General features: G+C 73.5%; 25 protein-coding genes and 1 tRNA gene. 10 read left to right on the top strand and 16 right to left on the bottom strand.

The window, feature by feature from the left end; genetic code table 11:
* The first annotated feature begins 46 nt into the window (after nucleotides 1-46).
* Nucleotides 47-2,293: a family 78 glycoside hydrolase catalytic domain gene (locus tag ACZCAH_RS04150; protein ID WP_464339866.1), complete on the top strand. Its 2,247-nt coding sequence runs from the start codon at nucleotides 47-49 to the stop codon at nucleotides 2,291-2,293.
* Nucleotides 2,294-2,398: 105 nt separating this feature from the next.
* Here the strand turns inward: ACZCAH_RS04150 and ACZCAH_RS04155 are convergent, their stop codons facing one another.
* From ACZCAH_RS04155 to ACZCAH_RS04165, 3 genes are all read right to left on the bottom strand, one after another.
* On the bottom strand, nucleotides 2,399-2,602 hold the full coding sequence (locus ACZCAH_RS04155; RefSeq protein WP_329747072.1) for a cold-shock protein: 204 nt from the start codon (nucleotides 2,600-2,602) through the stop codon (nucleotides 2,399-2,401).
* Nucleotides 2,603-2,773: 171 nt separating this feature from the next.
* A complete protein-coding gene (locus ACZCAH_RS04160) occupies nucleotides 2,774-2,986 on the bottom strand; it encodes a helix-turn-helix domain-containing protein (protein WP_329747071.1) in 213 nt (70 codons plus the stop codon).
* Nucleotides 2,987-3,499 (bottom strand): DUF2975 domain-containing protein, encoded by a 513-nt coding sequence (locus tag ACZCAH_RS04165; protein WP_464339867.1) that lies wholly within the window; start codon nucleotides 3,497-3,499, stop codon nucleotides 2,987-2,989.
* A 141-nt stretch (nucleotides 3,500-3,640) separates the two neighbouring features.
* Here ACZCAH_RS04165 and ACZCAH_RS04170 point away from each other — a divergent pair, with 141 nt between their 5' ends.
* The 4 genes from ACZCAH_RS04170 (at nucleotide 3,641) to ACZCAH_RS04185 (ending at nucleotide 7,709) form a co-directional block, all read left to right on the top strand.
* Complete coding sequence (locus ACZCAH_RS04170) at nucleotides 3,641-3,952, top strand: putative quinol monooxygenase (protein ID WP_464339868.1); 312 nt, start codon at nucleotides 3,641-3,643, stop codon at nucleotides 3,950-3,952.
* A 222-nt stretch (nucleotides 3,953-4,174) separates the two neighbouring features.
* Complete coding sequence (locus tag ACZCAH_RS04175) at nucleotides 4,175-6,217, top strand: PTS sugar transporter subunit IIA (RefSeq protein ID WP_464339869.1); 2,043 nt, start codon at nucleotides 4,175-4,177, stop codon at nucleotides 6,215-6,217.
* Nucleotides 6,218-6,224: 7 nt separating this feature from the next.
* Complete coding sequence (locus ACZCAH_RS04180; protein WP_464339870.1) at nucleotides 6,225-7,367, top strand: mannitol-1-phosphate 5-dehydrogenase; 1,143 nt, start codon at nucleotides 6,225-6,227, stop codon at nucleotides 7,365-7,367.
* A 69-nt stretch (nucleotides 7,368-7,436) separates the two neighbouring features.
* Nucleotides 7,437-7,709 (top strand): HPr family phosphocarrier protein, encoded by a 273-nt coding sequence (locus tag ACZCAH_RS04185; RefSeq protein WP_464339871.1) that lies wholly within the window; start codon nucleotides 7,437-7,439, stop codon nucleotides 7,707-7,709.
* A gap of 78 nt (nucleotides 7,710-7,787) precedes the next feature.
* Here ACZCAH_RS04185 and ptsP read toward each other — a convergent pair whose 3' ends face one another.
* Complete coding sequence (ptsP, locus tag ACZCAH_RS04190; RefSeq protein WP_464339872.1) at nucleotides 7,788-9,476, bottom strand: phosphoenolpyruvate--protein phosphotransferase; 1,689 nt, start codon at nucleotides 9,474-9,476, stop codon at nucleotides 7,788-7,790.
* 62 nt (nucleotides 9,477-9,538) lie between these two features.
* Here ptsP and ACZCAH_RS04195 point away from each other — a divergent pair, with 62 nt between their 5' ends.
* Entirely contained in the window at nucleotides 9,539-10,444 is a 906-nt protein-coding gene (locus tag ACZCAH_RS04195; RefSeq protein WP_464339873.1) for an SDR family NAD(P)-dependent oxidoreductase, read from the top strand.
* Between the two features lies 1 nt (nucleotide 10,445).
* Here ACZCAH_RS04195 and ACZCAH_RS04200 read toward each other — a convergent pair.
* Nucleotides 10,446-10,533 (bottom strand) — tRNA-Ser (locus ACZCAH_RS04200).
* Nucleotides 10,534-10,641: 108 nt separating this feature from the next.
* Between ACZCAH_RS04200 and ACZCAH_RS04205 the strand changes: the two genes are divergently transcribed.
* Nucleotides 10,642-11,619, top strand: coding sequence for an MDR family oxidoreductase (locus ACZCAH_RS04205; RefSeq protein WP_464339874.1), 978 nt, complete (start codon nucleotides 10,642-10,644; stop codon nucleotides 11,617-11,619).
* 141 nt (nucleotides 11,620-11,760) lie between these two features.
* Nucleotides 11,761-12,711, top strand: coding sequence for an NAD(P)H-quinone oxidoreductase (locus ACZCAH_RS04210; protein ID WP_464339875.1), 951 nt, complete (start codon nucleotides 11,761-11,763; stop codon nucleotides 12,709-12,711).
* Here ACZCAH_RS04210 and ACZCAH_RS04215 read toward each other — a convergent pair.
* From ACZCAH_RS04215 to serS, 3 genes are all read right to left on the bottom strand, one after another.
* A complete protein-coding gene (locus tag ACZCAH_RS04215) occupies nucleotides 12,695-12,886 on the bottom strand; it encodes a hypothetical protein (protein ID WP_464339876.1) in 192 nt (63 codons plus the stop codon). The genes ACZCAH_RS04210 and ACZCAH_RS04215 overlap by 17 nt on opposite strands.
* Nucleotides 12,887-13,227: 341 nt before the next feature.
* A complete protein-coding gene (locus ACZCAH_RS04220) occupies nucleotides 13,228-14,094 on the bottom strand; it encodes an HAD family hydrolase (RefSeq protein WP_464339877.1) in 867 nt (288 codons plus the stop codon).
* Nucleotides 14,095-14,168: 74 nt separating this feature from the next.
* Nucleotides 14,169-15,431 (bottom strand): serine--tRNA ligase, encoded by a 1,263-nt coding sequence (serS, locus tag ACZCAH_RS04225; RefSeq protein ID WP_464339878.1) that lies wholly within the window; start codon nucleotides 15,429-15,431, stop codon nucleotides 14,169-14,171.
* A 44-nt stretch (nucleotides 15,432-15,475) separates the two neighbouring features.
* On the opposite strand from serS, the gene ACZCAH_RS04230 reads away from it, so the two are divergent.
* On the top strand, nucleotides 15,476-16,657 hold the full coding sequence (locus ACZCAH_RS04230; protein WP_464339879.1) for a diacylglycerol/lipid kinase family protein: 1,182 nt from the start codon (nucleotides 15,476-15,478) through the stop codon (nucleotides 16,655-16,657).
* 10 nt (nucleotides 16,658-16,667) lie between these two features.
* On the opposite strand, the gene ACZCAH_RS04235 is transcribed toward ACZCAH_RS04230, so the two are convergent.
* The 6 genes from ACZCAH_RS04235 to ACZCAH_RS04260 all read right to left on the bottom strand — a co-directional run bounded on the left by ACZCAH_RS04235 (nucleotide 16,668) and on the right by ACZCAH_RS04260 (nucleotide 21,689).
* Entirely contained in the window at nucleotides 16,668-17,207 is a 540-nt protein-coding gene (locus ACZCAH_RS04235; RefSeq protein ID WP_464339880.1) for a YdeI/OmpD-associated family protein, read from the bottom strand.
* Nucleotide 17,208: 1 nt separating this feature from the next.
* Entirely contained in the window at nucleotides 17,209-18,186 is a 978-nt protein-coding gene (gene pheA, locus ACZCAH_RS04240) for a prephenate dehydratase (protein ID WP_464339881.1), read from the bottom strand.
* A gap of 14 nt (nucleotides 18,187-18,200) precedes the next feature.
* Nucleotides 18,201-19,712, bottom strand: a complete 1,512-nt coding sequence (locus ACZCAH_RS04245; protein ID WP_464339882.1) for an HNH endonuclease signature motif containing protein — start codon at nucleotides 19,710-19,712, stop codon at nucleotides 18,201-18,203.
* Between the two features lie 149 nt (nucleotides 19,713-19,861).
* Nucleotides 19,862-20,365 carry a GNAT family N-acetyltransferase gene (locus tag ACZCAH_RS04250; protein WP_464339883.1) on the bottom strand — a complete coding sequence of 168 codons (504 nt, stop codon included), beginning with the start codon at nucleotides 20,363-20,365 and terminating at the stop codon, nucleotides 19,862-19,864.
* On the bottom strand, nucleotides 20,362-20,775 hold the full coding sequence (locus tag ACZCAH_RS04255; RefSeq protein WP_464339884.1) for a GntR family transcriptional regulator: 414 nt from the start codon (nucleotides 20,773-20,775) through the stop codon (nucleotides 20,362-20,364). The genes ACZCAH_RS04250 and ACZCAH_RS04255 overlap by 4 nt, the downstream gene beginning before the upstream one ends.
* On the bottom strand, nucleotides 20,772-21,689 hold the full coding sequence (locus tag ACZCAH_RS04260) for a hypothetical protein (RefSeq protein WP_464339885.1): 918 nt from the start codon (nucleotides 21,687-21,689) through the stop codon (nucleotides 20,772-20,774). Before ACZCAH_RS04260 ends, ACZCAH_RS04255 begins: the two co-directional genes overlap by 4 nt.
* A 149-nt stretch (nucleotides 21,690-21,838) precedes the next feature.
* Here ACZCAH_RS04260 and ACZCAH_RS04265 point away from each other — a divergent pair, with 149 nt between their 5' ends.
* On the top strand, nucleotides 21,839-23,785 hold the full coding sequence (locus ACZCAH_RS04265; RefSeq protein WP_464339886.1) for a hypothetical protein: 1,947 nt from the start codon (nucleotides 21,839-21,841) through the stop codon (nucleotides 23,783-23,785).
* On the opposite strand, the gene ACZCAH_RS04270 is transcribed toward ACZCAH_RS04265, so the two are convergent.
* Together ACZCAH_RS04270 and ACZCAH_RS04275 are read right to left on the bottom strand one after the other, a co-directional pair.
* Nucleotides 23,786-25,114, bottom strand: coding sequence for a glycosyltransferase family 2 protein (locus tag ACZCAH_RS04270; protein ID WP_464339887.1), 1,329 nt, complete (start codon nucleotides 25,112-25,114; stop codon nucleotides 23,786-23,788).
* Nucleotides 25,111-25,941, bottom strand: a complete 831-nt coding sequence (locus ACZCAH_RS04275; protein WP_464339888.1) for a DUF5926 family protein — start codon at nucleotides 25,939-25,941, stop codon at nucleotides 25,111-25,113. The genes ACZCAH_RS04270 and ACZCAH_RS04275 overlap by 4 nt, the downstream gene beginning before the upstream one ends.
* Nucleotides 25,942-25,948 lie beyond the last annotated feature (7 nt).

The following is a 25,948-nucleotide window of genomic DNA, read 5'->3' on the forward strand; positions in this document are numbered from 1 at the left end:
AGACTGCCTCCGACGCCGACGTCGCACAGAGAACCAAGTGGCAGCCATGTCCGCAGCCCTCGATCCGCTCGATGCCCGATGGATCACCGCCCCCGGGGACGATCCCCAGAACCCGCTGCTGCGCGCCCTGCTGCACCTGCCCGCCCCGCCGCTGTCCGCACGTTGGCGGTACACGGGGCTCGGCACGGTGCGGGCCTGGGTGAACGGCTCCCCCGCCTCCGCCTCCCGTCTGGATCCGGGACTGACCGATCCGCGGGTCCGCGTGCAGGTCCTCGACGTCGACATCGCCCCGCTGCTGCGGGCGGGCGAGAACGTGCTGGGCTTGGACCTGGGTCGCGGCTTCCACGCCCTCACGACCGAGAACGTGTGGCGCTGGGAGCAGGCGCCGTGGCGGGGACCGGTGCGGGCCTGGGCGCATCTGCGCGTGAACCTCGCCGACGGCAGCTCGCGGGTCCTCACGACCGGGCCCGAGTGGCGCACCGCCCCGGGGCCGGTGACGCACGACTCGATGTACGCGGGCGAGACCTTCGACCCCCGGGAGGACCCCGCCGCCTGGCGCCTGCCCGGCTACGACGACGCCACCTGGGACCCGGTGCTGGTCGAGCCGGACTACCCCGCCTCCCGGCGACGAGCGGACGTCGACGAGCCGATCCTGCAGCTCCAGGCCCAGGAGCCGATCGTGGTGCGCGAGGAGATCGCCCCCCGCACCGTCTCCGCCGGGCCCGAGCGGATCGTGCTGGACCTGGGTCGGGTGATCGCCGGCTGGTGCCGCTTCGAGCTCGCCGAGCACGTCGACGCCCTCGCCGAGCCGGTCGCCTTCCGGGCCCGGCACGGGGAGAAGCTGCGGGCCGACGGCACGGTCGACGACGACAACGAGCACATCCGCGCCGACCGCTTCCAGCGCGACGACGTCCGCCTGCGCCCCGGGATCGCCGAGTCCTTCGAGCCGCAGCACTCCTACAAGGGCTTCCGTTACGTGCAGCTCGAGGCCGTCGCCGGGGACCTCGCGGACGTGCGGGTGACGGGGCTGCTCGCCCATGCGGATCTCGCGTCGGCGAGCACGCTGACCAGCTCGGAGCGCCTCGTCGAGCGGTTCGACGCGGCGATGCGCGCCTCGCTCGCCAACAACATGCACCACGTCCCCACCGACACCCCGATGCACGAGAAGAACGGCTGGACCGGCGACGCGCTGACCGCGCTCGCGGCGATGACCACGAGCTTCGACATGCACCGGATGCTGCGCAAATGGCTCGACGACCAGGTCGACGCGCAACGCGCCGACGGCTCCCTCTCGGTCATCTCGCCGAACCCCGGCTGGGGCTACGAGGAACTCTCCCCCGCCCCCGAGTGGACGACCCTGATGCCAGTGCTGCTCGACGAGCTGGCCTGCGAGTACGGGGATCTCGCGGCGGTCCGCACCCACGAGGCCGCGGCGCGCCGCTCTCTCGACCACGAGCTGTCCCGCCGCGACGGCGACGGCCTGATCTCCGGGGTGCTCGGCGACTACCTCGCGCCGGGGAGCCCCGGCCCCGCCCCCGAGGACAAGCGGCTCAGCGCCACCCTGATGGTCGCGAGCGCCCAGCGCCGCCTCGCCCACGCCCTCGAGCTGGCGGACCTCGGGGGCGGTGCGGAGCTGCGCGCCTCCGCCCAGCAGCTCGAGGAGGCGGTGAACCGGGTCTTCCTCGATGCCGAGCGCGGCCTCTACCGCGACCCCGGCGGCGCCGGCTACCGGCAGACCTCGAACCTGCTCCCCCTCGCACTCGGCACGGTGCCCGCCGAGCAGGTCGCGGCGGTGCAGGAGAACCTGGTGCGGGAGATCGAGAGGGCCGGGGACCACCACGACTGCGGCCACCTGGGCGTGCGCTTCCTGCTCCCTGTGCTCTCCGCGGCCGGGCACGGGGCGCTCGCCTGGCGGGTGCTCGCGAATCCCACGGCCCCCGGCTGGCGGGCCTGGCTCGAGGCCGGGAACTCGACCTTCATGGAGATGTGGGAGGACCCGCGATCCTGTTCGCACTACTTCATGGGCACCCCGGCGACCTGGCTGCACGAGAACGTGGCCGGGCTGCGCCGCGGACCGGGCGGCTGGGGGAACTTCCTGGTGGCGCCGGATCCCGACGTCCCCGTCGGCCGGATCACGATGACGCGCCGCACGCGGGCGGGCGAGATCGCGCTGACGGTGGACCGCGAGGCGCGCACGCTCCGGATCACCGTCCCGGGCGGCACCCGTGCCCGCGTGCTGCTCCCGGGCACGGACCGGCAGCTCGGGCCCGGGGAGCACGCCCTGGACTGGTGAGCCTGGTGAGACTGGTGAGGACATGAGGCACGCCCGCCGCTCCGGCACGGGGCCGGGGCGACGGGCGCGATCCGCAGGTCCCTGATCAGGGACGGGCGGGAGGTCTCAGAGGGGGCGGATGTTCGACGCCTGCAGGCCCTTGGGGCCCTGCTCCACGTCGAACTCGACGCGCTGGTTCTCCACCAGGTCGCGACGGCCGGTGCCGACGATGGCGGAGAAGTGCGCGAACACGTCCGCGCTGCCATCCTCGGGGGCGATGAAGCCGTAGCCCTTCTCGGAGTTGAACCAGTTGACGGTGCCAGTTGCCATGGCGATATTCCTTCGGTCGTGAACCACTTCAGTGGTCCGTTGCCCCCGTCGAAGGTGCCGACGGGAGATCCGCCGCAGGTGCGGCGCAGTCGCCGGAGCGACCTCGTCGAGCCTACGGCACCGAGCCGACATGCGACACCGCGTTGTGGACGGCGACGTGTGCGCCCGCTCTCATTCCCCGTCGGGCTCGTGCCGCAGCAGGTCCCCGACCTGGCAGTCGAGTGCCTCGCACAGCGCGGCGAGGGTCGTGAAGCGCACCGCCCGCGCCCGACCGTTCTTCAGCACCGCGAGATTGGCCGGGGTGATCCCGACCCGCTCGGCGAGCTCGCCCACAGTCATCCGCCGGCGGGCGAGCTGCACGTCGATGTCCACCACGATGCCCACTCAGATCACCTCGTCGAGCTCGGACTGCAGATGCTCCGCCCGGGTGAGGGTCTCGGTGGCCTGCACCAGCAGCTGGCGCTGCACCCGGATCACCAGCGCCACCCCCGCGACCACGAGAGCCATCCCGCCGAGCACGAGCACCATGCCGGGAGCCATCGCATCCCCCGGGTGCAGGCGGTTGGCGATCGCGCCGACGATCGGCACCCCGAGCACCACCGCGGCGAGCGCGAGCACGGCGACGACGATCCGGTCCACCTCGCGGAAGGAGCGCGCGGAGAACACCCGGCCCTTCCGCACCAGGGTGAGCAGGCGCAGGATGCTCACGGCCACGACCTGGAGGGCGAGGATCCCGAGCACCGCGAGGACGATCAGCGCGACCGTGATGCCGTCGACGCGGTCGGGGGCGTCCTGGTCCCACCAGGAGCAGGTGATCACGGCGAGCTGCACGACAGCGCTCCCCGCGAGGGAGATCCACAGGATGATCCGCAAGATGACGATGGTGGAGGCTGCCATGACCCTTCCCTCTCTCGATGAACGACAGAAAACTATCGTTTTTCGATAGATCTGTCGAGGGGTGGACGACGCGGGGCACGGACACCATGCCCCGGTAGCCTCGGAGGTGACCGACCCCGCCGCTGGTTCGAAGGAGTCCCGATGACCGTCGTCGTCACCGCCGTGTTCTACCCCCTGCCCGACCGCAAGCAGGAGCTGGCCGATGCCATGCAGCGCGGGATCGCCGCCGTGCACGGGGAGCAAGGCTGCGAGCTCTACGCGATTCATGACGCCGAGGACGGCACGATCACCATGATCGAGAAGTGGACGACGGTCGAGGACCTCGACGCCCACGGCTCCGGGAGCGTCGTCGAGATCCTCCGCGGGGACGTGAAGGACCTGGTGGCGAAGCCGGCGACGGTCACCCGCATGACCCCGATCCCCGCGGGCACCGAGGCGCAGGGCCAGCTCTGAGTCCTCTGCCGGGGTGACATGCCTCGCTCCGGGCAGCCGCTCGCCCCGTGCGGCACGCGCGTCGTGTTCCCACCAGGACCCTGGTCCTCCTGCGCTGACCTGCGGGACCGTCCTAGACTGACCCTGAGCCTGTGACGACCCCATCCCCTCATGGTCAGTGCCGATCCCGGGCTCCCGGCGCCCCGCTCGGTGCGCCGCGGCCCCCGGAGTCGAGGACGAATCATGACTACAGCGACCGAGGCGCCTCGCGGGTTCTCCCCGCGCGTGGCGCTGCAGAAGGTCGGCACCTCCCTGTCGAACATGGTGATGCCGAACATCCCCGCGCTCATCGCGTGGGGCATCCTCACTGCCTTCTTCATCCCTGACGGCTGGACGCCGAACGAGCCGCTCGCGAGCGTCGTCGGCCCGATGATCCACTACCTGCTGCCGTTGCTGATCGCGAACACCGGCGGCCGGATGGTCTACGAGGCGCGCGGCGCCGTGGTCGGCGTCATCGCGACCATGGGCGTGATCGGCGGCTCCGACTGGCTGATCGCCCAGGAGAACGTCAAGCTGCTCGAGGAGTGGGTCGCCGCCGGCAACGCCGAGGCGGACTTCGCAGCCCTCGGCCAGGTGCACATGTTCATCGGCGCGATGATCATGGCCCCGCTCGCGGCTTGGCTCATGAAGCGGCTGGACCGGCTGTGGCAGGAGCACATCCCTGCGGGCTTCGAGATGCTCGTGAACATGTTCTCCGCCGGCATCTTCGGCTTCCTCATGCTGGTGGTCGGCTTCTTCGGCCTGGCCCCGGTCGTGAACGGCCTGATGACGCTGCTCTCCAACGGTGTGGCCGCCCTCGTGAACGCGGGGCTGCTGCCGCTGGTGTCGATCCTCATCGAGCCGGCGAAGGTCTTCTTCCTCAACAACGCCATTAACCACGGCGTGCTGACGCCGCTGGGCATCAGCCAGGCCGCAGTCGACGGCAAGTCGGTGCTCTTCCTGCTCGAGTCGAACCCCGGCCCGGGCCTCGGCATCCTGCTCGCCTTCTCCGTCTTCGGCCGCGGGGCCGCGAAGGCCTCCGCCCCGGGCGCCGCGATCATCCACTTCTTCGGCGGCATCCACGAGATCTACTTCCCCTACGTGCTGATGAAGCCGCTGCTCATCCTCGCCGCGATCGGCGGCGGCATGACCGGTGTCGCGATCAACGTCGCCTTCGGCACGGGCCTGATCGCCCCGGCCTCCCCCGGGTCGATCTTCGCGATCTTCGGCGTCGCCGCTCGAGACTCCTACCTGGGCATCGCCCTCGCCGTGGGCGGCGCGGCGCTCGTGAGCTTCCTGCTGGCGACCCTGTTCCTCAAGATCGGCAAGCAGGACGACGGCGACCTCGCCGCCGCCACCGCCAAGATGGAGGAGATGAAGGGCAAGAAGTCCTCCGTCGCGGGCGCGCTCACCGGCGCGGGTGCGGGGGCAGGTGCCGCCGCCGCGGCCGACGCGTCCGGCCACACCGGGCCGATCCGCAAGATCGTCTTCGCCTGCGACGCGGGCATGGGCTCATCCGCCATGGGCGCCACGGTGCTGCGCAAGAAGGTGCGCGCGGCCGGCTTCGACGACGTCGAGGTCACCAACCGGGCGATCTCGAACCTGAGCGACGAGTGGGACGTCGTCGTCACCCAGAAGGAGCTCACCGACCGTGCCCGCCAGCGCACCGGCTCGGCCGTGCACGTGAGCGTGGACCAGTTCATGAACTCGCCCCGCTACGACGAGGTCGTCGACCTCGTCGGCCAGCGGAACAACGCGGCAGCGGCACCGGCCGCAGCGGCACCGGTCGCGGCAGCGCCGGCGGAGCAGCCGGCCGGCGGCTCGATCCTCACCCGCGAGTCGATCATCCTCTCCGGCTCGGCGACCGACGCCGCCACCGGCATCGAGGAGGCGGGCGGTCTGCTCGTCGCCGCCGGGGCCGTGGACGACGCCTATGTCACGGCGATGCACGACCGCGAGGCGACCGTCTCGACGGTCATGGGCAACGGGCTCGCGATCCCCCACGGCACGAACGAGGCGAAGTCCTCGATCCGCCGTTCGGCGATGAGCGTGGTCCGTTACCCCGAGGGCATCGACTGGAACGGACAGACCGTGCGCTTCGCGATCGGCATCGCGGGCGTCGGCAACGAGCACCTGGAGCTGCTGCAGAAGGTCGCGATGGCCTTCTCCGACGCCTCCCAGGTGCACAAGCTCGAGCAGGCCACCACGGCCGACGAGATCCTGGCGATCTTCCAGGACGGGAAGTGAGGCACTGATGAAGGCCGTCCATTTCGGCGCCGGCAACATCGGACGCGGCTTCGTGGGGCTCCTGCTCCACGAGGCCGGGGCGGAGCTCGTCTTCGCCGATGTCGCCGCGGCGCTCATCGACCAGCTGCAGGCGGCGGACTCGTACACGGTCCGCACCGTCGGCCAGCACCCCACGGAGACCGTCGTCGACGGCTTCCGGGCCGTGAACTCCTCGAGCGACCCGGAGACCCTGACCGCGGAGCTCTCCGACGCGGACCTGGTGACCACCGCCGTCGGCGCCCACATCCTGCGCTTCGTGGCGCCGGCCATCGCGGCCGGCATCGCGGCGCGCCCCGAGGGCGCCCCGCGCATCGCGGTCCTCGCCTGCGAGAACGCGATCAACGCGACGGACCTCCTCGAGCAGGAGATCCGCGCGAACTACCCGGGCGAGGACCTCGACGAGAAGGCTTTCTTCGCGAACACCGCCGTGGACCGCATCGTGCCGGTGCAGGCCGAGGGCTCGGGCCTCGACGTCACCGTCGAGGACTTCCACGAGTGGGCCGTCGAGCGCGGCCCCTTCGGCGGTGCCGAGCCGGACGTCCCGGGGATCACCTGGGTCGACGAGCTCGGGCCGTACATCGAGCGGAAGCTGTTCACGGTGAACACCGGCCATGCCACCGCGGCCTGGCACGGTTTCGCCGCGGGCCACGCCACGATCGCCGACGCGGTCGCGGATCCGCAGGTCTCGGCCGAGGTCGCGGCGGTGCTCGAGGAGACCTCCTCGCTGCTGGTGGCCAAGCACGGCTTCGCCCCCGAGGAGATGGAGGCCTACCGCACGAAGGTGCAGGGCCGTTTCGCGAACCGGGCGCTGCCCGATCCGGTCGAGCGGGTGGGCCGCGCTCCCCTGCGCAAGCTCTCCCGGGACGACCGGATCATCGGCCCGGCCGCGGAGCTCGCCGAGCGCGGCCTCACCGCCGACGCCCTGCTGCGCTCCCTCGCCGCGGCCCTCGCCTTCACCCCCGAGGGCGATGAGGAGGTCGAGCGCCTGCAGGAGATCCTGCGGACGTCCGACGCCGATGCCGCCACCACCGAGGTGACCGGCCTCGCTGCCGACCACCCGCTGTTCCCCGCCGTGCGCGACGCGATCGCCGCCCGGAAGGCTCAGCTCTGACGGGACGGGTCCGCTAAGGTCCCATCCCGTAGGCACCCGCCACCACCACCCCGACTGAAAGGCCATCCCATGGCAGAGCGCACCGTCACCATCGCCAGCGCCTCCGGGCTCCACGCCCGTCCGGCCACCATCTTCTCCAAGGCCGCCGGCGAGCAGCCCGCCCAGGTCACCATCGAGAAGGTCGGCGGCAACCCCGTCCCCGCCGCCTCGATGCTGATGCTCATGACCCTCGGTGCCGGCAACGGCGACCAGGTCGTGCTGCGGGCCGAGGGCGAGGGCGCCGAGGAGTCCCTCAAGGCCCTCGGCGACCTGCTCGAGACGGATCTCGACGCGGACGCCTGAGAGCCCCGCGCACGACAGACGAAGGGCGCCCCACCTCGCGGTGGGGCGCCCTTCGCGCGTCCTGCGGTCAGTGGCTGGTCACAGACCCAGCTCGCCGAGCACCGGGAGGCCCGCGCGGATCGCGTCGCGGCCCTCCTCGGCAGTGCGGGCGGAGACGGCGGCCCGTGCCAGCTCCTGCGCCTGCTCGAGGGTCACGGTGGAGAGCACCTTCGCGACCGCGGGCAGGGAGCGCGGGGTCATCGACAGGGAGGTCACGCCGAGGCCCACGAGCACGACCGCGAGGCCGGGGTCGCCCGCCGCCTCGCCGCACACGCCCACGGGCTTGCCGCCCGCCGTGGCGGCGCCGGTGCAGGTCGCCTCGACGAGGGCGAGCACCGCGGGCTGCCACGGGTTGTTGAGGTGCGCGAGGGAGCCGAGCATGCGGTCGGCCGCCATCGTGTACTGGGTGAGGTCGTTGGTGCCGATCGAGGCGAAGTCGCACGCGGCGAGCTGCCGGTCCGCGGTGATCGCGGCCGACGGGGTCTCGACCATGATCCCGGCGGGGCTGAGGCCGCGCTCGGCGCACAGCGAGGCGAAGTCCTCGGTGTCCTCGACGGTCGAGATCATCGGGGCCATCACCCACGGGGTCGCCTCGGTGTCCGCGCCCGCGGCGGCGATCGCGTCGAGCTGGTTGGTGAGCACGGAGCGCTTCTCCCAGCTGGTGCGGTAGGCGCGCACGCCGAGGGCGGGGTTGGGCTCCTCGGCGTCGGTGAGGAAGGGCAGCGGCTTGTCGGCGCCGGCGTCGATCGTGCGCACCACGACCTTCTTCCCCGGGAACAGGGTGAAGACCTCGCGATAGGCGGCGGTCTGCTCCTCGACGGTGGGCTCGTCCTCGCGGTCCAGGAAGAGGAACTCGGTGCGGAACAGGCCCACTCCGTCGGCGTGCGCGGCGACCGCCTTCTCGGCGTCCTTGGCGCCGCCGATGTTGGCGAGCAGCTGCACCGTGTGGCCGTCGGCGAGGACCCCGCCGCCGCCCTCGTAGGTCAGTGGGTTGCGCTGCAGCTCGGCCCATGCCGCGGCGTAGCGGTGGTGCTCCTCGGTGACCTCGTCGGTGACGGTGCCGTAGCCGGCGTCGACGAACACCTCGGTGCCGTCGGCGAACTCGTGGATGCTCTTCGCGGCGACGATCGCGGGCAGGCCCAGCTGCCGGGCGAGGATCGCGGTGTGGGACTGGGGGCCGCCGTCGGAGGTGACCAGGGCCAGGACCCGCTCCGGATCGAGGGTCGCGGTGTCGGCGGGGGCGAGGTCGATCGCGGTGAGGATGAAGGGCTCGTCGACGTCGGGGATGCCCGGGGCCTGCTCGCCGCGCAGCTCGGCGACGATGCGGGCGCGCACGTCGCGCACGTCGGTCGCGCGCTCGGCCATGTAGCCGCCGAGGCCCTCGAGCATCGTCGCGACCTGGTCACCGGCCTCCCACACGGCTCGCTCGGCGCTCTTGCCGGCGCTGAGGACGAGGCCCTTGGCGGTGGTGGTCAGGGACGGGTCCGCGGCCATCTGCGCGGTGGCCTCGAGGATCGCCTTCCCGTCCCCGTTCGCGCGCTCGGCGAGCCGGGTGAGAGCGGCCTGCACCGCGGCGGCGGCGGCGGGGATGCGCTCGGCCTCGGCGGCGGCGTCGGCCCCCTCCGGGAGGGTCGCATCGGCGGCGGGCTCGGCGACCGGCGGGGCCATGGTGCGGATCGTGCCGACCACGCGGCCGGGGCTGACGGGGACGCCGGTGTACTGGGCCATTGCGGTGTTCTCCTCGGTGCGACGACGGCGCGGGACCTGCCCTGCCATCCTACGATGACCGCATGACGGCGATGGCGTGGGAGCACCTCCGCGAGCCCGACCTCCGGGGCCGGACCGCGGTGATGACCGGGGCGAGCGACGGGCTGGGGCGGGAGGCGGCGCTGCAGCTGGCCCGCTGGGGCGCCGACCTGGTGCTCGGAGTACGCAGCCGCGCCAAGGGGGAGATCGTCCGGGAGCGGATCGTCCGGGAGACGGGCCGCCCCGACGCGATCCAGCTGGTGGAGCTGGACCTCGCGGGCCTCGCCGCGGTCCGCGCCGGCGCCGCCCGGATCACGGAGGCGGTGGAAGGGCGCGGGATCGACCTGCTGATCCACGTCGCCGGGACGGTCACCCGGCGCCGCGAGGTCACCGCCGACGGCTTCGAGCGGATGACCGCGGTCAACGCCCTGGCACCGCTCCTGCTGACCGATCTGCTGCTGCCGCTGGTGCGGGAGCGGATCGTGGTCACCGCCTCGCACGCCCACACCTTCGGCGCCATCGACCTCGCCGATCCCCACTTCGCCCGGGGCGGCTGGTCGCTGCGCGCCGGCTATGGGCGCTCGAAGCTGGTGACGATGCTGTGGGGGCTCGAGCTCGCCGAGCGTCTGCAGGATCGCCCCGGCGGCGTGGACCTCCAGCTCGTGCATCCGGGCTGGGTGCTGACGAACCTGCAGAACGCGACCGGCTCCGCCCGCCTGGACCGGGTGGTCACCGCCGCGAGCCGCCCCTTCGCGATGCCGGCCGAGGAGGGCGCCGCCGCGGTGCTGTTCGCCGCGACCCAGCCGCTCCCTCCCGGCTCCTACATCGGGCCCGACGGGCGCGGGGCGCTGCGGGGGCGGCCGACGCTGCGGCGCCGCTCCGCGGCCGCGCTGGACCGGGACCAGGCACGACGGGTCACCGCCTGGGCGCGGGCCGAGGTGGCGCGGTGAGCGGAGGGTGCGGGATTCGAACCCGCGGTACAGGGTCACTGCACAATGGTTTTCAAGACCATCTCATTCGGCCGCTCTGACAACCCTCCCGGTGCCCGGAGGCACCCGCGGGAGTCTACCGGGACCTGCGGCGCAGCGCCGGGCGGGACGAGGCATACGCTGGTGCCGCCCCCTCCCCCGAGCACGAGGAGCACCCGATGCGCGCGATCCTGATCGAGTCCGAGGGGGCGACCCCGCGTCTGCTCGAGGACGCCCACGAGTCGCTGCTGGACGGCGCGGTCGCCGTGGACGTGGAGTACTCCTCCCTCAACTACAAGGACGGCATGGCCCTCGCGGGGCGGGGCATCGTGCGCCGCCACCCGCTGATCCCGGGCATCGACCTGGTCGGCACGGTCACGGAGTCGGCCGACGGGCGCTTCGCGCCGGGCGATGCGGTGGTGCTGAACGGCGACGGGATCGGCGAGACGCGGCACGGCGGCTTCGCGACCCGCGCCCGGGTGCGGCCCGACGCTCTCGTGCGCCTGCCGGAGGCGATCTCCCCCGCCCGCGCCGCGGCGATCGGCACCGCGGGCTTCACCGCCATGCTCGCCGTGCACCGCCTGGAGGACGCGGGACTCGCCCCGGAGGACGGGGACGTGCTGGTCACCGGCGCCTCGGGCGGGGCCGGCTCGATCGCGGTAGCGCTGCTCGCCGCCCGCGGGCACCGCGTGGTCGCGGCGACCGGGCGGCGGGAGGAGAACGGCGAGCTGCTGCGCGCGCTCGGCGCCGCGGAGGTGATCGACCGAGGCGAGCTGCTCGCGGCCGACGGGAGGCCTTTGCAGTCCCAGCGCTGGGCCGCCGCGGTCGACGGCGTCGGCTCCGCGACCCTCGCGAACGTCCTCGCGCAGACCCGCTGGGGCGGGACGGTCGCCGCCTACGGCCTCGCCCAGGGCCCGGATCTGCCGACCACGGTCCTGCCCTTCATCCTGCGCCAGGTGACGCTCGCGGGCGTGAACTCGGTGGACGCCCCCCGCGCCGCCCGGGAGCGGGCGTGGGCAGGGCTCGCCGCGGAGCTGGACCTCGCCCTGCTGGACTCCCTGACGGCGACCGTCGGCCTCGCCGGAGTGCTGCCGCTCGCGGAGCGGATCCTCGCCGGACAGGTGAGCGGCCGGACCGTCGTGGACGTGCGGGCCTGAGCGGCTGCGCTCAGCGCACCTGGGTGCGGGCGCGCAGGGCCCGGACCGCCCGTCGGCGACGACCGCGACGAGCGGCCGGTTCTCGTCGACCATGGAACCAGCCTCGGGTCACGCCTCCCGCGGGGGGCGTAGCGTGACCCCATGCGCGCGATGACGATCACCCCCGAGCACCGCCTCCTCCTCACCGACCTCCCGGAGCCCTCCCCGGCCCCCGGCGAGGTGCTCGTGGACGTGGTCGCCGCGGGGGTGAACCGTGCCGATCTGCTGCAGGTCGCCGGGGGCTATCCGCCGCCCGCCGGGGCCTCCGAGCTGCCGGGGCTCGAGGTCGCCGGTCGGCGCCGCGACACCGGGGCACCGGTCGTGGCGCTCCTCGCCGGGGGCGGCTACGCCGAGGTCGTCGCGGTTCCCGAGGGCCAGCTCCTCCCCGCTCCCGCCGGGGTGGAGGCGGTCACGGCGGCCGGGGTGCCCGAGGTCGCCGCGACCGTGGTCTCGAACCTCGTCCTCGAGGCGGGGCTGCGCGAGGGCGAGACCGTGCTGATCCACGGGGCCTCGGGCGGCATCGGCACCGCCGCGGTGCAGATCGCCCATCACCTGGGCGCCCGGGTGCTCGCCGTGACCGGCTCCCCCGAGGCCCGCGAATCGGCGCGCGCACTCGGGGCCGACGCCGCCTGGGACCGCCGCATCACGGATCTCCCCGCGGCCGTCGCCGCCGAGGGCGGGGCCGACGTCATCCTCGACGTGGTGGGCGGGTCGCTGCTGGCCGAGAACGTGGCGATGCTGCGCGAGCGGGGCCGCCTGATGATCATCGGGACCCTCGGCGGGGCACGGGGCGAGCTGCCGATCGGCCTCCTCATGGGCCGCCGAGCCCGGATCATCGGGACCACCCTCCGCTCACGACCCGTCGCGGAGAAGCAGGAGATCCTCGCGCGCACCCAGGACCTGGTGTGGCCGCTCCTCGCGGACGGCTCCGTCCGGGTGCCGGTGCACGCACGGCTCCCGCTCGAGGAGGTGGAGGAAGCTCACGCGATGCTCCGCCGAGGCGGCCACCTCGGCAAGGTGATCCTCGAGGTGGATCTCAGCGGCGCATGGTGAAGCGGACCGAGCTCCAGGCGACGCGGGCGGCGGAGTCCTCCGGACGGCTCCGACACGTCGGATGCGGGAGGGGTTCTCGGCAGACGCTGGTGAGGCGGTCCGGGCAGTGCACGGAACGACGATGCTCGGTCGCCGCGGCTCCGCGGCTCTCGCGCGGCTCGTTCTGCTCTGCCATGGAGGTGCTCCTCGATCCTGGGTCGTCGCCATCCGGTTTTCTCGGCCCGACAACAATGCCTCGGAAACCAATGGTTTCCGACAGGTATCCACAAACCTCACCCCCTCATTCACCCTGTGAGGCTCGGCACATACGATAGGACAGGTTCTACGTTCGTGCAGGCCACGGCCCGAGGAGGTGACATGCCCGCGACGGAGGAGGCCTGTCCGGACCTGCAGGGAGACCTACGACTCGGGGCGCTGCTGGTCGAGCGCGCGGTCCTCCTGGCCCGGATCCTCGAACCGGGAGCAGGCGCTGTCGCAGGCGATGGCCTGGGGAATGCTGGGCTCCCCGCCGGAGGATCAGCCGCGCAGCGACTCGAGCACGAGCACCGTGCCGTCCTGGTAGACCGACTCGGTGACGACGTCCGCCACGTCCTTGACGCCCTGCGGTGCCTGGCCCATCGCGACCCCCACGCCCGCCCAGGCGAGCATCTCGACGTCGTTGAACCCGTCCCCGACCGTCACCGTGCGGCTCGGATCGATGCCCAGCCGCTCGCGCAGCTCCTCGAGGGCGCTCGCCTTGGAGATGCCGGGCGCGGCCATGTCCAGCCAGGCCGTCCAGCCGATCGAGTACTCGACTCCGTGCACCCCGGACTCCGCGATGACCTCGCTGAACTCCTGGGGCGAGAGATCGGGGACGTGGACCACGACGCGCACCGCCTCCAGCTCGAGCAGCGTGTCGAGATCGCTCTCGATCGCCTCGACCCCGAAGCTCGCATCCTGGAAGCCGGCCGTGGCGTGGAAGGTGCCGTCGGCCATCTCGACCGCGTAGTGCGCGTCCGGGGCGACCTCGCGCAGGGTGCGCAGGGCGTGACCGGGCTGGAAGCTGCGGGTGCCGATCACGCGATGGCCGCCCTCGGCCTCCGGGTCCATCTCGAGCGTGACCGCCCCGTTGGAGCAGACGGCGAAGCCGCGGGTGATGCCGGCGGTCTCGACGATCGGCACCGTCGCGCCGAGCGAGCGGCCGGTCGCGATCACCACGGTGTGCTCCGCGGCGGCGGCGCGCAGCGCCTCGCGCATGGCGGGCGACATGGTGCCGTCGTGGTCCACGAGGGTGCCGTCGACGTCGAGACCGATCAGCAGCTGCTCCCCGGAGAGCTCCCCGAGATGCTCGCGCAGGAGATCGCGGGTGGGGGCGCGGTCGGGGGCGGCGGCGGGGAAGGTCACGCCGTCCACTGTCCCAGGCCGATCTGACCCCCGGGTCAACCTGCGGTGACGCAGGGCCTGCAGGAGCCGTCGGATCATGCGACGACCTCGAAGACCTCGCGACCCCCGAGGTACGGGCGCAGCCCCTCCGGGATGACGACCGAGCCGTCGGCCTGCTGGTGGTTCTCGAGGATCGCGGCGAGGAAGCGGGTGGTGCCGAGGGTGCCGTTGAGCGTGGCGACGGGGCGCAGGCCGTCCTCGGTGCGCTCGCGGATGTTCAGCCGCCGCGCCTGGAACTGGGTGGTGTTCGAGGTGGACGTGAGCTCGCGGTAGGTCTCCTGCGAGGGCATCCACGCCTCGCAGTCGAACTTGCGCGCCGCGGAGGTGCCGAGGTCGCCGGCGGCGGTGTCGATGATCCGGTAGGGCACGTCGATCTTCGCCATCATCTGCCGCTCCCAGTCCAGCAGCCGCTCGTGCTCCGCGTAGGAGTCCTCGATGCGGCAGTAGGAGAACATCTCCACCTTGTGGAACTGGTGCACCCGGATGATCCCGCGGGTGTCCTTGCCGTAGCTGCCCGCCTCCCGGCGGTAGCAGGCGCTCCAGCCGGCGTAGCGCAGGGGGCCGTCCGAGAGGTCGAGGATCTCGTCCTTGTGGTAGCCGGCGAGCGCGACCTCGCTCGTACCGACGAGGTAGAGGTCGTCGCCCTTGTCGAGGTGGTAGACCTCGTCGGCGTGCTCGCCGAGGAAGCCGGTGCCCTCCATCGACTCGGGCAGCACCAGGGTGGGGGTGATCATCGGGGTGAAGCCGGCCTGGGTGGCCTGGTCGATCGCGGCGTTGAGGACCGCGAGCTCGAGCTGGGCACCGACGCCGGTGAGGAAGTAGAAGCGGCTGCCGGAGACCTTCGCGCCGCGCGCCATGTCGATCGCGCGCAGTCCCTCGGCGATCTCGAGGTGGTCCTTGACCGGGGCCTCGAAGCTCGGGATCTGCCCGACGGTCTCGCGGACCACGAAGTCCTCCTCGAGACCCTCGGGGGCGCCTTCGGCGAGGTTGGGGATGGCGCGCAGCGCGCTGTCGCGGGCGACGGCGGCCTCCGCGGCCTCCGCCTCGAGCCGCTTGACGTCGGCCGCGAGCTGCTTGACCTCGCCGAGCAGCGCCTGCTTCTCCTCACCCGTCGCCTGGGCGACCTGCTTGCCGAAGGCCTTCTGCTGGGCCCGCGCGTTCTCGAAGGCGGTGGTCGCCTCGCGCCAGCGGGAATCCGCGGTGAGGACCGCGTCGACGGTCTCGGGGTCACGACGACGGGCCCGCTGGGCGTCGCGGACGGCTTCGGGGTTCTCGCGCAGGTGCCGCAGATCGATCATTCCCCCAGGGTACCCGGGGCCCCGCTCGCGATTACCCTGACCGCATGGACGTCACCCTGCTCGCCCTCAGCATCGTCTCGGTCGTCACGACCATCGTGACGATCGCCCTGCTCGTCGTCGTGCTGCGCCGCCTCGGCCGCCACCGCCGCGAGCTCACCGCCCTGAAGTCCGCCGCCGAGCGTCGCAGCGCGGTGCGGGAGGAGCCGCCGACGGAGGACGGTGCAGATGCCGTCGCCGGTGCCACCGGCGTCACCGGCCCGACGGACCGGCTGCGCCGGGTCGCCGTCGTGCTGAACCCCTCGAAGTTCTCCGGCACCGACGCCTTCCGCCGCCAGATCACCGAGGCGGTCGAGCGGATCGAGGGGGCGGAGACCGCGTTCTACGAGACCACGATGGACGATCCCGGTCGGGGGCAGACGGAGCAGGCCCTCACCGACGGGGCGGACCTGGTGATGGCGGCGGGCGGCGACGGCACCGTGCGCATGGTCGCCTCCGTGCTCGCGGGCACCGACACCCCGATGGGCATCATCCCGGCGGGCACCGGGAACCTGCTCGCGCGCAATGTGTCGATCCCGCTCGAGGATCCGACGGCGGCGATGGTCGCGGCCCTCACCGGCGAGGACCACCCGGTGGATGTGGGCTGGCTGCGCGTGGGCGCCTCGGCGAGCGCGGCCCGCTCCGCGCAGAAGCAGATCTTCCTGGTCATCGCCGGCTTCGGCGCGGACGCGGAGATGATCGGCTACACCGATCCGCAGATGAAGAAGCGGATCGGCTGGATCGCGTACATCTTCGGCGGGATCCGCACCGTGGTGGGCCGCTCGGTCGATGTGGTGGTGCAGCTGCCGGACGAGACCCGGCACGCCCACAAGGCCCGCACGGTGCTGCTGGGCAATGTCGGCAAGCTGCCCGGCGGCTTCGTGCTCATGCCCGATGCGACGATCGACAACGGCCGGCTCGAGGTGGTCGTGGCCGGCTGGCGCGGGGCAGCAGGCTTCAGCCAGGTCGCCGCGCAGGTGGTGAACCCCAAGCTGCGCCCGACCTTCGGTCCGAAGCTCTCCACGCTCGAGCGCTACCTGACCACGGGCGTGCAGGTCACGACCGCGAAGCCGCAGCCGGTGCAGCTCGACGGGGACACGGACGTCGAGGCGACCCACCTGATCGCGACCGTCGACCCCGGGGCGCTGCACCTGCGGGTGCCGGAGGGGCTGGACGGCACGGCGGGCTGACGTCGGCCCGTCACTCCGGGAGCTTGCCGCTGCGGGCGAGCTCCGGGTCGGTGCAGGAGGACAGGTCGAAGCAGCACGGGCGGCGGGAGCCGTGGCGGAGCTTGTCGATCGAGACCTCGACGCGGCGGGCACGGGTGTCCCCGCTGCGGGTGGCGCGGACCCAGCGGACCCATTCCCAGCGGGCCATGGGGGTGAGGGCGGGCCAGGTGTCCGCGAGGTCGTCCGCCTCCTCGAGGGCGGCGGCGAGATCGCCGGGAACCTCCGGCTCGGGCCACTCGGCGCAGGTGGTGAGGGTGACGGCGAGGCTCGTGCCCTCGGTGAGGTCGAGGTCGTCGATGAGCGCCGCGTCGAGGGCGATCCAGTGGCCCTTGCGGCCGTCGGGCTCGAGCACGGTGGTCAGCGGATACTCCTCGAGCGTGCCCTCCACGGCGACCTGACCGCGGGAGGGCAGCTTCGCGCTGAGGTCCTCGGGCAGCGGCAGGATCAGCCGCTCGCCGATCGCGCGCACCTCCGCGCGGCCCGAGACGGTGACGGGGGTCTTGGCCGCCATGTCAGATCGCCGCCCCGGGATCGGCGGGGGTGATCATGCCGCTGAGCCGTTCGAGCCACGCGTGGGCCTCGTCGTAGGCGTGGTCGACGAAGTCCTCGCGCACCTCGGGCTGGGCGCCGTCGACCCGCGGGTAGGACCCGAGGTAGTGCACGACGGGGCAGAGGCGGTGCAGGGCGCGCAGCGCAGCGGCGACTCGGCGGTCCTCGAGGTGCCCCTCGAGGTCGATCGAGAAGGAGTAGCGGCCGAGGAAGTCGCCGACGGGTCGGGACTCGATCCGGGACATGTTCACCCCGTTGGACCCGAGGATCTCGAGCGCCTCGAGCAGGGCGCCCGAGCGGTTGTGCGGCAACTGGATGACGACCGTGGTCTTGTCGGCCCCGGTGCGGGCGGGGATGCGGCCCTCGCGGGTGACGAGCACGAAGCGGGTGATCGCGCCCTCGTGGTCCTCGATGCCCTCGGCGAGGACGGTGAGGCCGAAGTGCTCGGCGGCGAGCGGTGAGCAGACGGCGGCCCGGCCCCGAGCGGACTCGGCGTCGAGGGCGGCGAGGTCGCGGGCCGCGGCGGCGGTCGAGGAGGAGGCGGCGACCTGGGCGGTCGGCACGTTCGCGCGGAGCCAGCCCTGCACCTGCGCCTGGGCGTGCGGGTGGGAGGAGACGCTGGTGAGCTCGTCGAGCGGTGTGTCCTCGCGCGCGGCCAGGACGAAGGTGATCTGCACGGTCTGCTCGGCGACGATCGTGATCGACTCCGTCGCGGCGAGCACGTCGAGGGTGCCGGAGACGCCGCCCTCGACGGAGTTCTCGATCGGGGCCATGAGCGCGTCGACGTCCCCGGCGAGCAGGGCGGTGGTCGCGGTGGCCACGGAGGAGAAGGGCACGGTCTCGGGGGCCGACGCGCCGGGCTCCGCGGGGATCTCGGCGAGTGCCTGGAGGAGGGCCTGGTGGGTGAAGGTCGTCTCGGGGCCGAGGAATCCGTACCGCATGAGGGGAAGGGTACTCAGAAGGGCGGGTCCGGCACCGCGTCGCCCGGCATCCAGCCCTCGCGCGGATCAGGGGGACCCCACTCGCGCAGCATCCGCTCCAGCTCGCCGCTGCGCTCGAGAGCCTCGAGCTCCTCGTGCCAGCGGTGGTGTTCCCAGGACTCCTGGAGCGCCCGGGCGAGACGGGGCGTCGCGAGGTCGCCGCGTGGGCGGACGCGGATCGTGACGAGGGCCGGCGCCCCGACCGTCCAGATGGTGGAGCCGTCGGGTTCGCGCACCGGGTCGATCCGGCCCGCGGTCTTCAGATCGTGGTGGCCCCAGTGGAGGCGGTGCAGGTTGTGGAGGGAGGTCGGCCCGCCGCGGGCGGGGTCCGCGTGGTCGAACTCCTCGAGATGGTCGGTCTCGGCGTCATCGGTGGTGTGCCGCGTGCACCCGGGGACCGCGCAGAGCGGATCCCGGAGGCGGAGGTGCTCGACCATCGCCTCGGTGGGCCGGTAGCGCTCGGCGGGGAGGGGGAGGAACTCGCCGCTGATCGGATCGGTGAAGACCCGGTGCCACACCGGCTCGGCGGCGGCGAGATCCCGCGCCATCTCCGCGGGCAGCGGGTGGGTGCCGTCGAGGGTGGCCGGGGTGTCGTCGAGCCCCATCAGGGTGAGGACGGGGATGACCACGTTGAGGCGGAAGCGGGGTGCGGGCACCTCGACGCCGCCGGTGTCCAGGAATGAGCGGAGCATGATGGCGTAGCGGAGCTGGGCGAGGCTCATCGCCCGACCGGCGCCGGCGACCGTGCCGTCGAGGTCGAAGGGAACAGGGGCGCCCTCGTCGAGGGCGCGGCGCTGGGCGGCCTGCACGGCCCGCGCCCCGGCGTCGAGCCGTCGGGCGAGATCGAGGATCTCGGGGATCGGGCCGGTGACGCGCAGGGAGGCGGTACCGTCCCCCTCGCGCCCGCCCTCGAGAACCACGTCGCGGAGGTCCTCCGGCCGGGGCAGCGGATCGGCCGAGCGCTGCCAGGCGATGACCTGTCGCAGCTCGTCCCGGAATCGCTCCGCGGGGATCGAGGCGAGATCCCATCCGGCGATGACGGAATCCACCTCGTCACGCTGGAACGGGGTGAGGTCTCGGCATTCCCGCAGCATTCGGCCATGCCACTCCCGGGGCATCTCCCCTGCGGCGAGGCGGGCGAGGGTCCGCGGCATCTCCACCACGGCCATGTGCGCGCCACGGATCTCGCCGGCGGCGCGGGAGCTGGTGGTGCGCAGGGCGATCGCGACGGCGAGGCTGCGCTCCTCCCGGGAGTCGGCGAGCTCGGGATCCTCCGAATCGATCCAGAAGGGGGCGAGTTCCTGCAGGCGACGCGCATGCCGACGGGACTCCTCGCGCTCGGCTTCGAGCAGCCGGGTGATCGCGCGGGCGTCCGCCGAGCCCCTGTCGACACCGCCCCGGCGCAGCAGGGAGTCCTCGGTGAGCGGCGAGCGGGCCCGGACGGACCGGGAGGGCTCGGAGCGTCGACGATCCAGCACAGTGACCATGTCGCCCCCCCCCCCCCGCTTGTTATCGAATGTCCGTTCGTAAGCCCCTCGAACCAAGACTCCTCCAGGCTACTCCCACAGGACCCCTCACACAAGGATTTGGACCGGACCCGCCGATTTTGTGGATAACTCCGCGCGTGGAGGAACGATCACTCCCCGAGGGCCGCCACCCAGCGCTCCGCCGTCCGCCCGCGGCCCGCCGGATGGGGCACCCGCTCCCCCGTCGGCCGGGCACCGATCCCCCGCGCCACCGCCTGCGAGGAGCCGTTCGCCGGATCGATGAGCAGAACCGCCTCGCGCACCCCGGGCATCGTCGCCGCGCGGGCGAGGACCGCGGCGGCGAGCTCGGTGCCGAGCCCGCGTCCGCGCGCGTCGGCCAGCAGCCAGTAGGTCAGCGCCACCTGGTCCCGGGCGAGTCCCGGAGCGAACCGGTTCAGCCCTCCCCCGCCGAGCAGCCGGCCGCTGCTCGACTCGACCGCGGCGAGCTCGCGGAGCGGCCCGTCGGCCCGCCAGCGAGCGCACCGAGCCAGGAACTCCTCGAGCGAGGCGGCGGTCCAGGGCCGCCCGATGGTCTCCCGCTCCAGCGCCTCGTCCTGGCCGGCGAGGATCTCCGGTCCGTGCTGCGGGCCGAGGGGCTCGAGGCGGATCCTCACCGTCGGTGGGCCAGCACCGCCCGCACGGCGGCGAGGATCGCGGCGTCGTCGGCCCCCAGCGCGCGGGCCTCCTCGAGCGGCGCGGTCAGCAGCTCCACGAGGGTCGGATCCGCCGCGCCCGCCGCCGGGAGGCGCAGCGCGCCGAGCAGCCGGCGGGCCTCGATCTCCGCCCCCGCGGCGACCGTGGTGCCCGCGCCGCGGCGGGTGCTGACGATCCCCGCCTCCTCGAGCTCCTTGTAGGCGCGGGCGACGGTGCCGGCGGCGAGGCCGAGGTCGCCGGCGAGGACGCGGATCGCGGGGAGGCGGTCGCCGGGGCGCAGCTCTCCCCCGCGGATCTGCTCGAGGATCTCGCGACGGACCTGCTCGTAGGGCGGGGTGGGGTTGTCCATGTCGACCACGATATGGGTCATCCCGCGACCCCCTCGACCGCGACGGTCGCAGCCGATGCTCGAGCCCGCGGCCCCGAGCGGGCGAGAACCTCGGGGACCATCACCATCGCGAGGCCGAGTGGGAGGGCGAGCAGGCCCACGACGATCCCACCCGCGGCGATCCCGGTGCCGGCCTGCATCCCCGCGGTGATCGCGAATTCGCCGCGCACCAGCAGCAGCGGACGCAGGAGCGCGAGCGCGACCGGCACCGTGCAGGCAGCCGCGGCGAGGACCACGGCCCCGGCCACGGAGGTCGCGGAGCGGCGGCGCAGCAGCAGGTCGTGCACATCGTCGCTCGGCCGGCGACGGAGGATCAGCGCGAGCGCTCCACCCGCGACGAGTACCAGGATGAGCATCCCGGCGGCGATCGTCACGGTGTAGTCGCCGCCCGGGAAGGGGCCGTAGGCCACGCCCTGGCCGAGGTCGTCGCCCGACGGCGGGGCCTCGATCGCGAACGTGGACCCGTCGGCCGCGAGCAGCAGCCCGGTGAGGGCCACGAGGGCGAGGACTGTGAGCGTGAGGGCGACGAGTACCGCGGCGGCCCGCGGGAGGAGCGTGCCCAGGGTGCGTCGGCGCAGGGAGGCCCGGCGCACCGCGACCTGCGGAGCGGGGAGGGTGAGCTCGCCGGCCGCGATCGCGAGGAGGAGCACGATGCCGCCCGCCGCGGGTCCGAGCGCGGCGAGGGACTCTGTGTCGGCCGTCCGTCCCGACGCGGCGGCGACGATGACCAGCATCATCACGACCATGCCGAGCGGGAGGCCCACCCAGCGGGCGGCGAGCGCGCCGCGGTGCAGGCCGGTGCGCTCGGCGCCGAGAGCGCGTGCGAGCAGGAGCGCGATGAGCACGACGGGCAGCGCGACCAGCATCATCAGGGGCAGGAGCGGGCCGACGACCATGAGGACCTCCGGGAGGAACGGGCGGCGATGCCCGACGACGCCGATTTGTACCGACGTGATGACACAATGCGCCGATCCCCACACTTGTGTCAAGACCCCGACACAACTTCTCCACCGCTGCCGCATGACCCGCCCCGTAGCATCGGGACGTGCCCGCCTCCCCAGCTCGCAGCCCGCTTCGCGCGCTCCTGCTCGCCCTCCTCGCCGTCCTGCTGCTCCTTCCCTCCGCCGCCGCCCGCGCCGACGATGAGACAGCCGACGCTCCCGTGCGCCTGGTGATCGCGACGGCAGGTCTGACCTGGGAGGACATCGACGCCGAGAGCACGCCGACGCTGCAGTGCCTCGCGGACCGCGCGGGCGTCGGCGCGATGAACACCACCTCCACCACCGTCGTCTCCACCAAGCGGCAGGGGCTCGAGACGCTGCGCACCGGCTACCGGGGCCTCGCCGAGGAGGCCCCGCGCACGAGCGGCATCCCCACCCCGCCGACGGACCAGTGGCAGCAGCTCCCGGTCGACGTGACCTCCACGGACGACCCCGCCGCCGTCGCGGGTGCCCTCGCGGACGACGACCTCGTCGAGCTGCTCGCCCCGTCGATCCCCGACCACGACGACCCCGTTCGCGCGGAGGCCCTCACCGCGCTCGACGGCACGGTTGCCGCGGCGCTCGAGGACCTCGGCGGCTGCGCGGCGACGGACCTCCCCCGTACCCTCCTCGTCTCCGTCGCGGCGACCGACCCTGCGCATCCGGAGGAGGTCGAGCGCACCGGAGCGGTCGCCTCCCGCACCGTCGGCCTGCAGGTCGCGATGGACACGGGACTTGCCGGACAGGCCCTGACCAGCGGCGCGACCAAGCAGACCGGAGTCGTCGTGCTCACCGACGTGCTCGCCACGATCCTCGACTCGCACGGGGCGAGCCCCCAGGGATTGATCCCCGGGCAGCCGTTCCGCGGCGCGGACCACGCCGATCCGCAGCAGCTGGCGTGGGACCGCTCCGAGGCGGGGCGACTCGTCGACGCCGCGACACTCCCCGCGCTCGGCTCCTGGCTCGCGCTCGGCGTCGTCGGCCTCGTGATCGTGCTGGTCCCGGCGCTCGCGCGGCGCCCGCGGCTCGCCGCCGTCGGCCGCTCGCTCGCTACCATCGCCCCGCTCGCCCTGCCCGTCGGGCTGTGCGCCTCCCTGGTCCCGTGGTGGCGGGCCGAGCACCCCACCCTCGCCCTCGCCGGCGTGGTCTGGGGCGGGTGCGCGCTGCTGTCCGTGCTCGTGCTCGGCGGGCCCTGGCGGCGCAGCCGCTTCGGACCGGCGGGGGTCTCCGCGGCGCTCATCGCGGGGATCGTGCTGCTCGAGTCGGCGACCGGGTCGCGCCTGCAGCTCTCCTCCCCGCTCGGGGCGCAGCCGATCTCCGGCGGGCGCTTCTACGGGCTGTCCAACCATCTCTTCGGCCTCGTGCTCGCCGCGGCGCTGATGGCGCTGCTGTGCCTGTTCACGGTGGTGCGCCCGCCGCGAGCGCGCGTGCTGTGGACCGTCGGCGTCGGGCTGGTGACGGCCGCCGTGTGCGTCGCCCCCTCCATGGGCGCGGACTTCGGCTCGGGCCTCGCGACCATCCCCGCCTTCGGGCTGCTGGCGCTGCTGGTCTCCGGGATCCGGCTGCGGGTGTGGCACGTGCTCGCGCTCGGCGCGGGCGGGGCGGCGGCGGTGCTCGGCGTGTCCTTCCTGGACTGGCTGCGCCCCCCGGAGGACCGCACCCACCTGGGGCGCTTCATCGACGAGCTGCTGAGCGGTGAGCTGGTCTCCGTGGTCGTTCGCAAGCTGGCGCAGAACGTGGCGATGGCGACCGGCTACTGGGCGCTCGCAGTGGTCCTGGTGCTCGCGGTCCTCGCCTCGGTCGCGATCCTGCTGCCGGGCCGGATCCGCTGGCGGCGGCTCGCGGCGCTCGATGCGGCGCACCCCGTCGCCCACCGGGTGCGGATCGCGCTCGTGGTCGGCGCGTGGGTCGGCTACGCCGTCAACGACACCGGCCCGGTGCTGGTCGCGGCGATGCTCGGCGTGTGGCTGGTGCTGCTGCCGGCGGTGCTGCCGGATCCCGAGCGGGTCTGATCAGGAGTTCTCGGCCTCGACCGCGGTGTGCACGATGAGGGAGGCGTACTCGTCGGGGCTGATCGGCGGGCGCAGGCCCTCCGGCAGCTCGGGCTCCGGGGTCCCCAGGTGCGAGGCGATGATGACCGCCTGCTCGGGGGTGAAGCGACCGTCGACCGGGGCGCGGCCCAGGCGCTGGGCGAGCAGGGCGAGGTCGGTCCCCGCGAGGAAGACGACGTCGTCGGGCGCGAAGCGGCCGTCCACGGGCAGGGCGCGCAGCGCCGCATCCAGCGCGTCCGCGTCGACGTCGCCGAGGGCGCGGGTCTCGTCGTCGCTGAAGGCGCCGTCGACCGGGAGGTCGGCGAGCGTGGCGCGGCGCCGCTCAGCGCGCTCCTCGGCCGACGCATCGGGCGTGGGGCCGGCGGGGGCCGTCTCGCTGGGCGCGAGGCTGGTGGTGGACTCGGGCTCCGGGGTCCACACCTCGGTCTCCTCGCCGCCGACGGGCTCCGGCGACTCCTCGAGGTCCGCGATGGTGTGGCGCCGGCGGGCCAGGGCCCGCAGCACGTCGCGCAGCTGGGCGGCGCGGTGCAGCTGCCCCGAGAGGTCCTTGCCGGTGGCGCGGTGATGGAGGTCCGCGGGGATCTCCTTGACCCAGAAGCCGCTGCTCAGCGCGTCGATGCTGAGGGAGGTCTCGACGCCCCAGCCGGGGGCGAGCGGCTGGCAGGCCTCCCAGGTCTCGCGGGTGATGCAGCGGGTCCCGGAGAGGGGCTGCTCGGGGCGCCAGCCGGTCGCGCGCTCGATCCCGCGGCGGGCGGTGCGGACCACGATCCCCATCCCGGCGGCGCCCTCCTGCGGGGGCAGCAGCGCGATGGCCATGTCGACGCCCTCGTCGAGCACCGCGTCCACGAGCCCCTGGGCGGCCGAGGCGGAGGAACCCATGTCGGCGTCGAGGAAGAGCAGGGCGCGGGGCACGTCGGTGCCCGGGTCGATCGCGGGGAGGGGGCCGGTGTGTCCCGGGGTGCGGGGCTCGGCGTGGAGCTCCTCGCGGAAGCGCTCCCCGCCCTCGGCCCGCTCGGCGCCGTCGCGGATCGCGACCATCTGGGCTGCGGTCGCCATCGCGGCGGCCTTGCCCTGGTTGGAGCGGTGGCGCACGACCAGGGCGTCGGCCCCCATGGCGACCGCGGACGTGGCGTCGGTCGAGCCGTCGTCGACGACCACCACGAGGTCCACACCGCGGATCTCGCGCGCGGAACGGATCGTGGCCTCGATCCGCTCCGCCTCGTTCTTGGCGGGGATGACGACGGCGACCCGCTCGGGCCGGAGGGTCGTCAGCGGCCCCGCGCCGTTCATCGCAGGGTCACCTGACGGGCGACGATGCCGCCGCGGGCGCGGCGCTCGGCGGGGGTGAGCGGCTCCGTCGAGGCGAGGGCCTCCTCGAAGCGGGCCCGGAACTCCTCGGCCGCCGCGTCGACGGCCTCGACGCCGAGGCCCTTGTCGATGTCCCACACCGGGATCGCGAGGCCCTCGGCGCGGAAGGAGCCGACGTACTTCGAGCCCTCGCAGATCGCCGACTGGCGCCGTGCGTGGAGGCGGGTCACGGCGTCGATCACGCGGTCCTCGTCGGCGTCGAGCACCCAGCGCACGTGGTCCTTGGCGCCCGCGTCGACCCAGTAGGCGTGGTCCAGGCCGGTCACGGCGCGGGTGGTCATGATCGCGTCGTTCGCCTGCTCGATCGCCTGCTGGATCTCGCCGGTGCGCTCGGCGCTGGGGTCGAGCCAGAAGTCGAAGGTGTCGTGGATCTCGAAGGCGAACTCGCCGTCGAGGTCGAGGACGTCCTGCAGCCGCGGCGAGTCGTCCTCGACGGTCACGGAGGTGACGGCGTTGCCCGGCTCGAGCGCGGCGGCCTGCACGATCGCGGCGCCGAGACCGCGGGAGAGGTCCCCTCCCGGATAGGGCGCCTGGACGCCGACGGTGACGGTGCCGTCGGTGCGGCGCACGCCGGGCCAGGCCATCGGCAGGACCGTCGCGAGCTGGACGTCGAGGCCGCCGAGCTCGGCGGTGGTGCGGGCCCGCAGGGTCGCGGCGGGGATCAGCTGGCGCATGGCGACCAGCTCCTGCTCGACGGGGAGGCCCTCGAAGGGGCGGCGGACCAGGGCGTTGCCGGAGGTGGAGCTCATGGCGGGG

This window comes from Brachybacterium sp. B718/18, from assembly GCF_055454375.1.

Bases quoted from the DNA above. Each gene is read 5' to 3' on its own strand.
- ACZCAH_RS04150 (WP_464339866.1), top strand. From the start codon at position 47: ATGTCCGCAGCCCTCGATCCGCTCGATGCCCGATGGATCACCGCCCCC.
- ACZCAH_RS04155 (WP_329747072.1), bottom strand. From the start codon at position 2,602: ATGGCAACTGGCACCGTCAACTGGTTCAACTCCGAGAAGGGCTACGGC.
- ACZCAH_RS04165 (WP_464339867.1), bottom strand. From the start codon at position 3,499: ATGGCAGCCTCCACCATCGTCATCTTGCGGATCATCCTGTGGATCTCC.
- ACZCAH_RS04170 (WP_464339868.1), top strand. From the start codon at position 3,641: ATGACCGTCGTCGTCACCGCCGTGTTCTACCCCCTGCCCGACCGCAAG.
- ACZCAH_RS04175 (WP_464339869.1), top strand. From the start codon at position 4,175: ATGACTACAGCGACCGAGGCGCCTCGCGGGTTCTCCCCGCGCGTGGCG.
- ACZCAH_RS04180 (WP_464339870.1), top strand. From the start codon at position 6,225: ATGAAGGCCGTCCATTTCGGCGCCGGCAACATCGGACGCGGCTTCGTG.
- ACZCAH_RS04185 (WP_464339871.1), top strand. From the start codon at position 7,437: ATGGCAGAGCGCACCGTCACCATCGCCAGCGCCTCCGGGCTCCACGCC.
- ptsP (WP_464339872.1), bottom strand. From the start codon at position 9,476: ATGGCCCAGTACACCGGCGTCCCCGTCAGCCCCGGCCGCGTGGTCGGC.
- ACZCAH_RS04195 (WP_464339873.1), top strand. From the start codon at position 9,539: ATGACGGCGATGGCGTGGGAGCACCTCCGCGAGCCCGACCTCCGGGGC.
- ACZCAH_RS04205 (WP_464339874.1), top strand. From the start codon at position 10,642: ATGCGCGCGATCCTGATCGAGTCCGAGGGGGCGACCCCGCGTCTGCTC.
- ACZCAH_RS04210 (WP_464339875.1), top strand. From the start codon at position 11,761: ATGCGCGCGATGACGATCACCCCCGAGCACCGCCTCCTCCTCACCGAC.
- ACZCAH_RS04215 (WP_464339876.1), bottom strand. From the start codon at position 12,886: ATGGCAGAGCAGAACGAGCCGCGCGAGAGCCGCGGAGCCGCGGCGACC.
- serS (WP_464339878.1), bottom strand. From the start codon at position 15,431: ATGATCGATCTGCGGCACCTGCGCGAGAACCCCGAAGCCGTCCGCGAC.
- ACZCAH_RS04230 (WP_464339879.1), top strand. From the start codon at position 15,476: ATGGACGTCACCCTGCTCGCCCTCAGCATCGTCTCGGTCGTCACGACC.
- ACZCAH_RS04235 (WP_464339880.1), bottom strand. From the start codon at position 17,207: ATGGCGGCCAAGACCCCCGTCACCGTCTCGGGCCGCGCGGAGGTGCGC.
- pheA (WP_464339881.1), bottom strand. From the start codon at position 18,186: ATGCGGTACGGATTCCTCGGCCCCGAGACGACCTTCACCCACCAGGCC.
- ACZCAH_RS04245 (WP_464339882.1), bottom strand. From the start codon at position 19,712: ATGGTCACTGTGCTGGATCGTCGACGCTCCGAGCCCTCCCGGTCCGTC.
- ACZCAH_RS04255 (WP_464339884.1), bottom strand. From the start codon at position 20,775: ATGACCCATATCGTGGTCGACATGGACAACCCCACCCCGCCCTACGAG.
- ACZCAH_RS04260 (WP_464339885.1), bottom strand. From the start codon at position 21,689: ATGGTCGTCGGCCCGCTCCTGCCCCTGATGATGCTGGTCGCGCTGCCC.
- ACZCAH_RS04270 (WP_464339887.1), bottom strand. From the start codon at position 25,114: ATGAACGGCGCGGGGCCGCTGACGACCCTCCGGCCCGAGCGGGTCGCC.
- ACZCAH_RS04275 (WP_464339888.1), bottom strand. From the start codon at position 25,941: ATGAGCTCCACCTCCGGCAACGCCCTGGTCCGCCGCCCCTTCGAGGGC.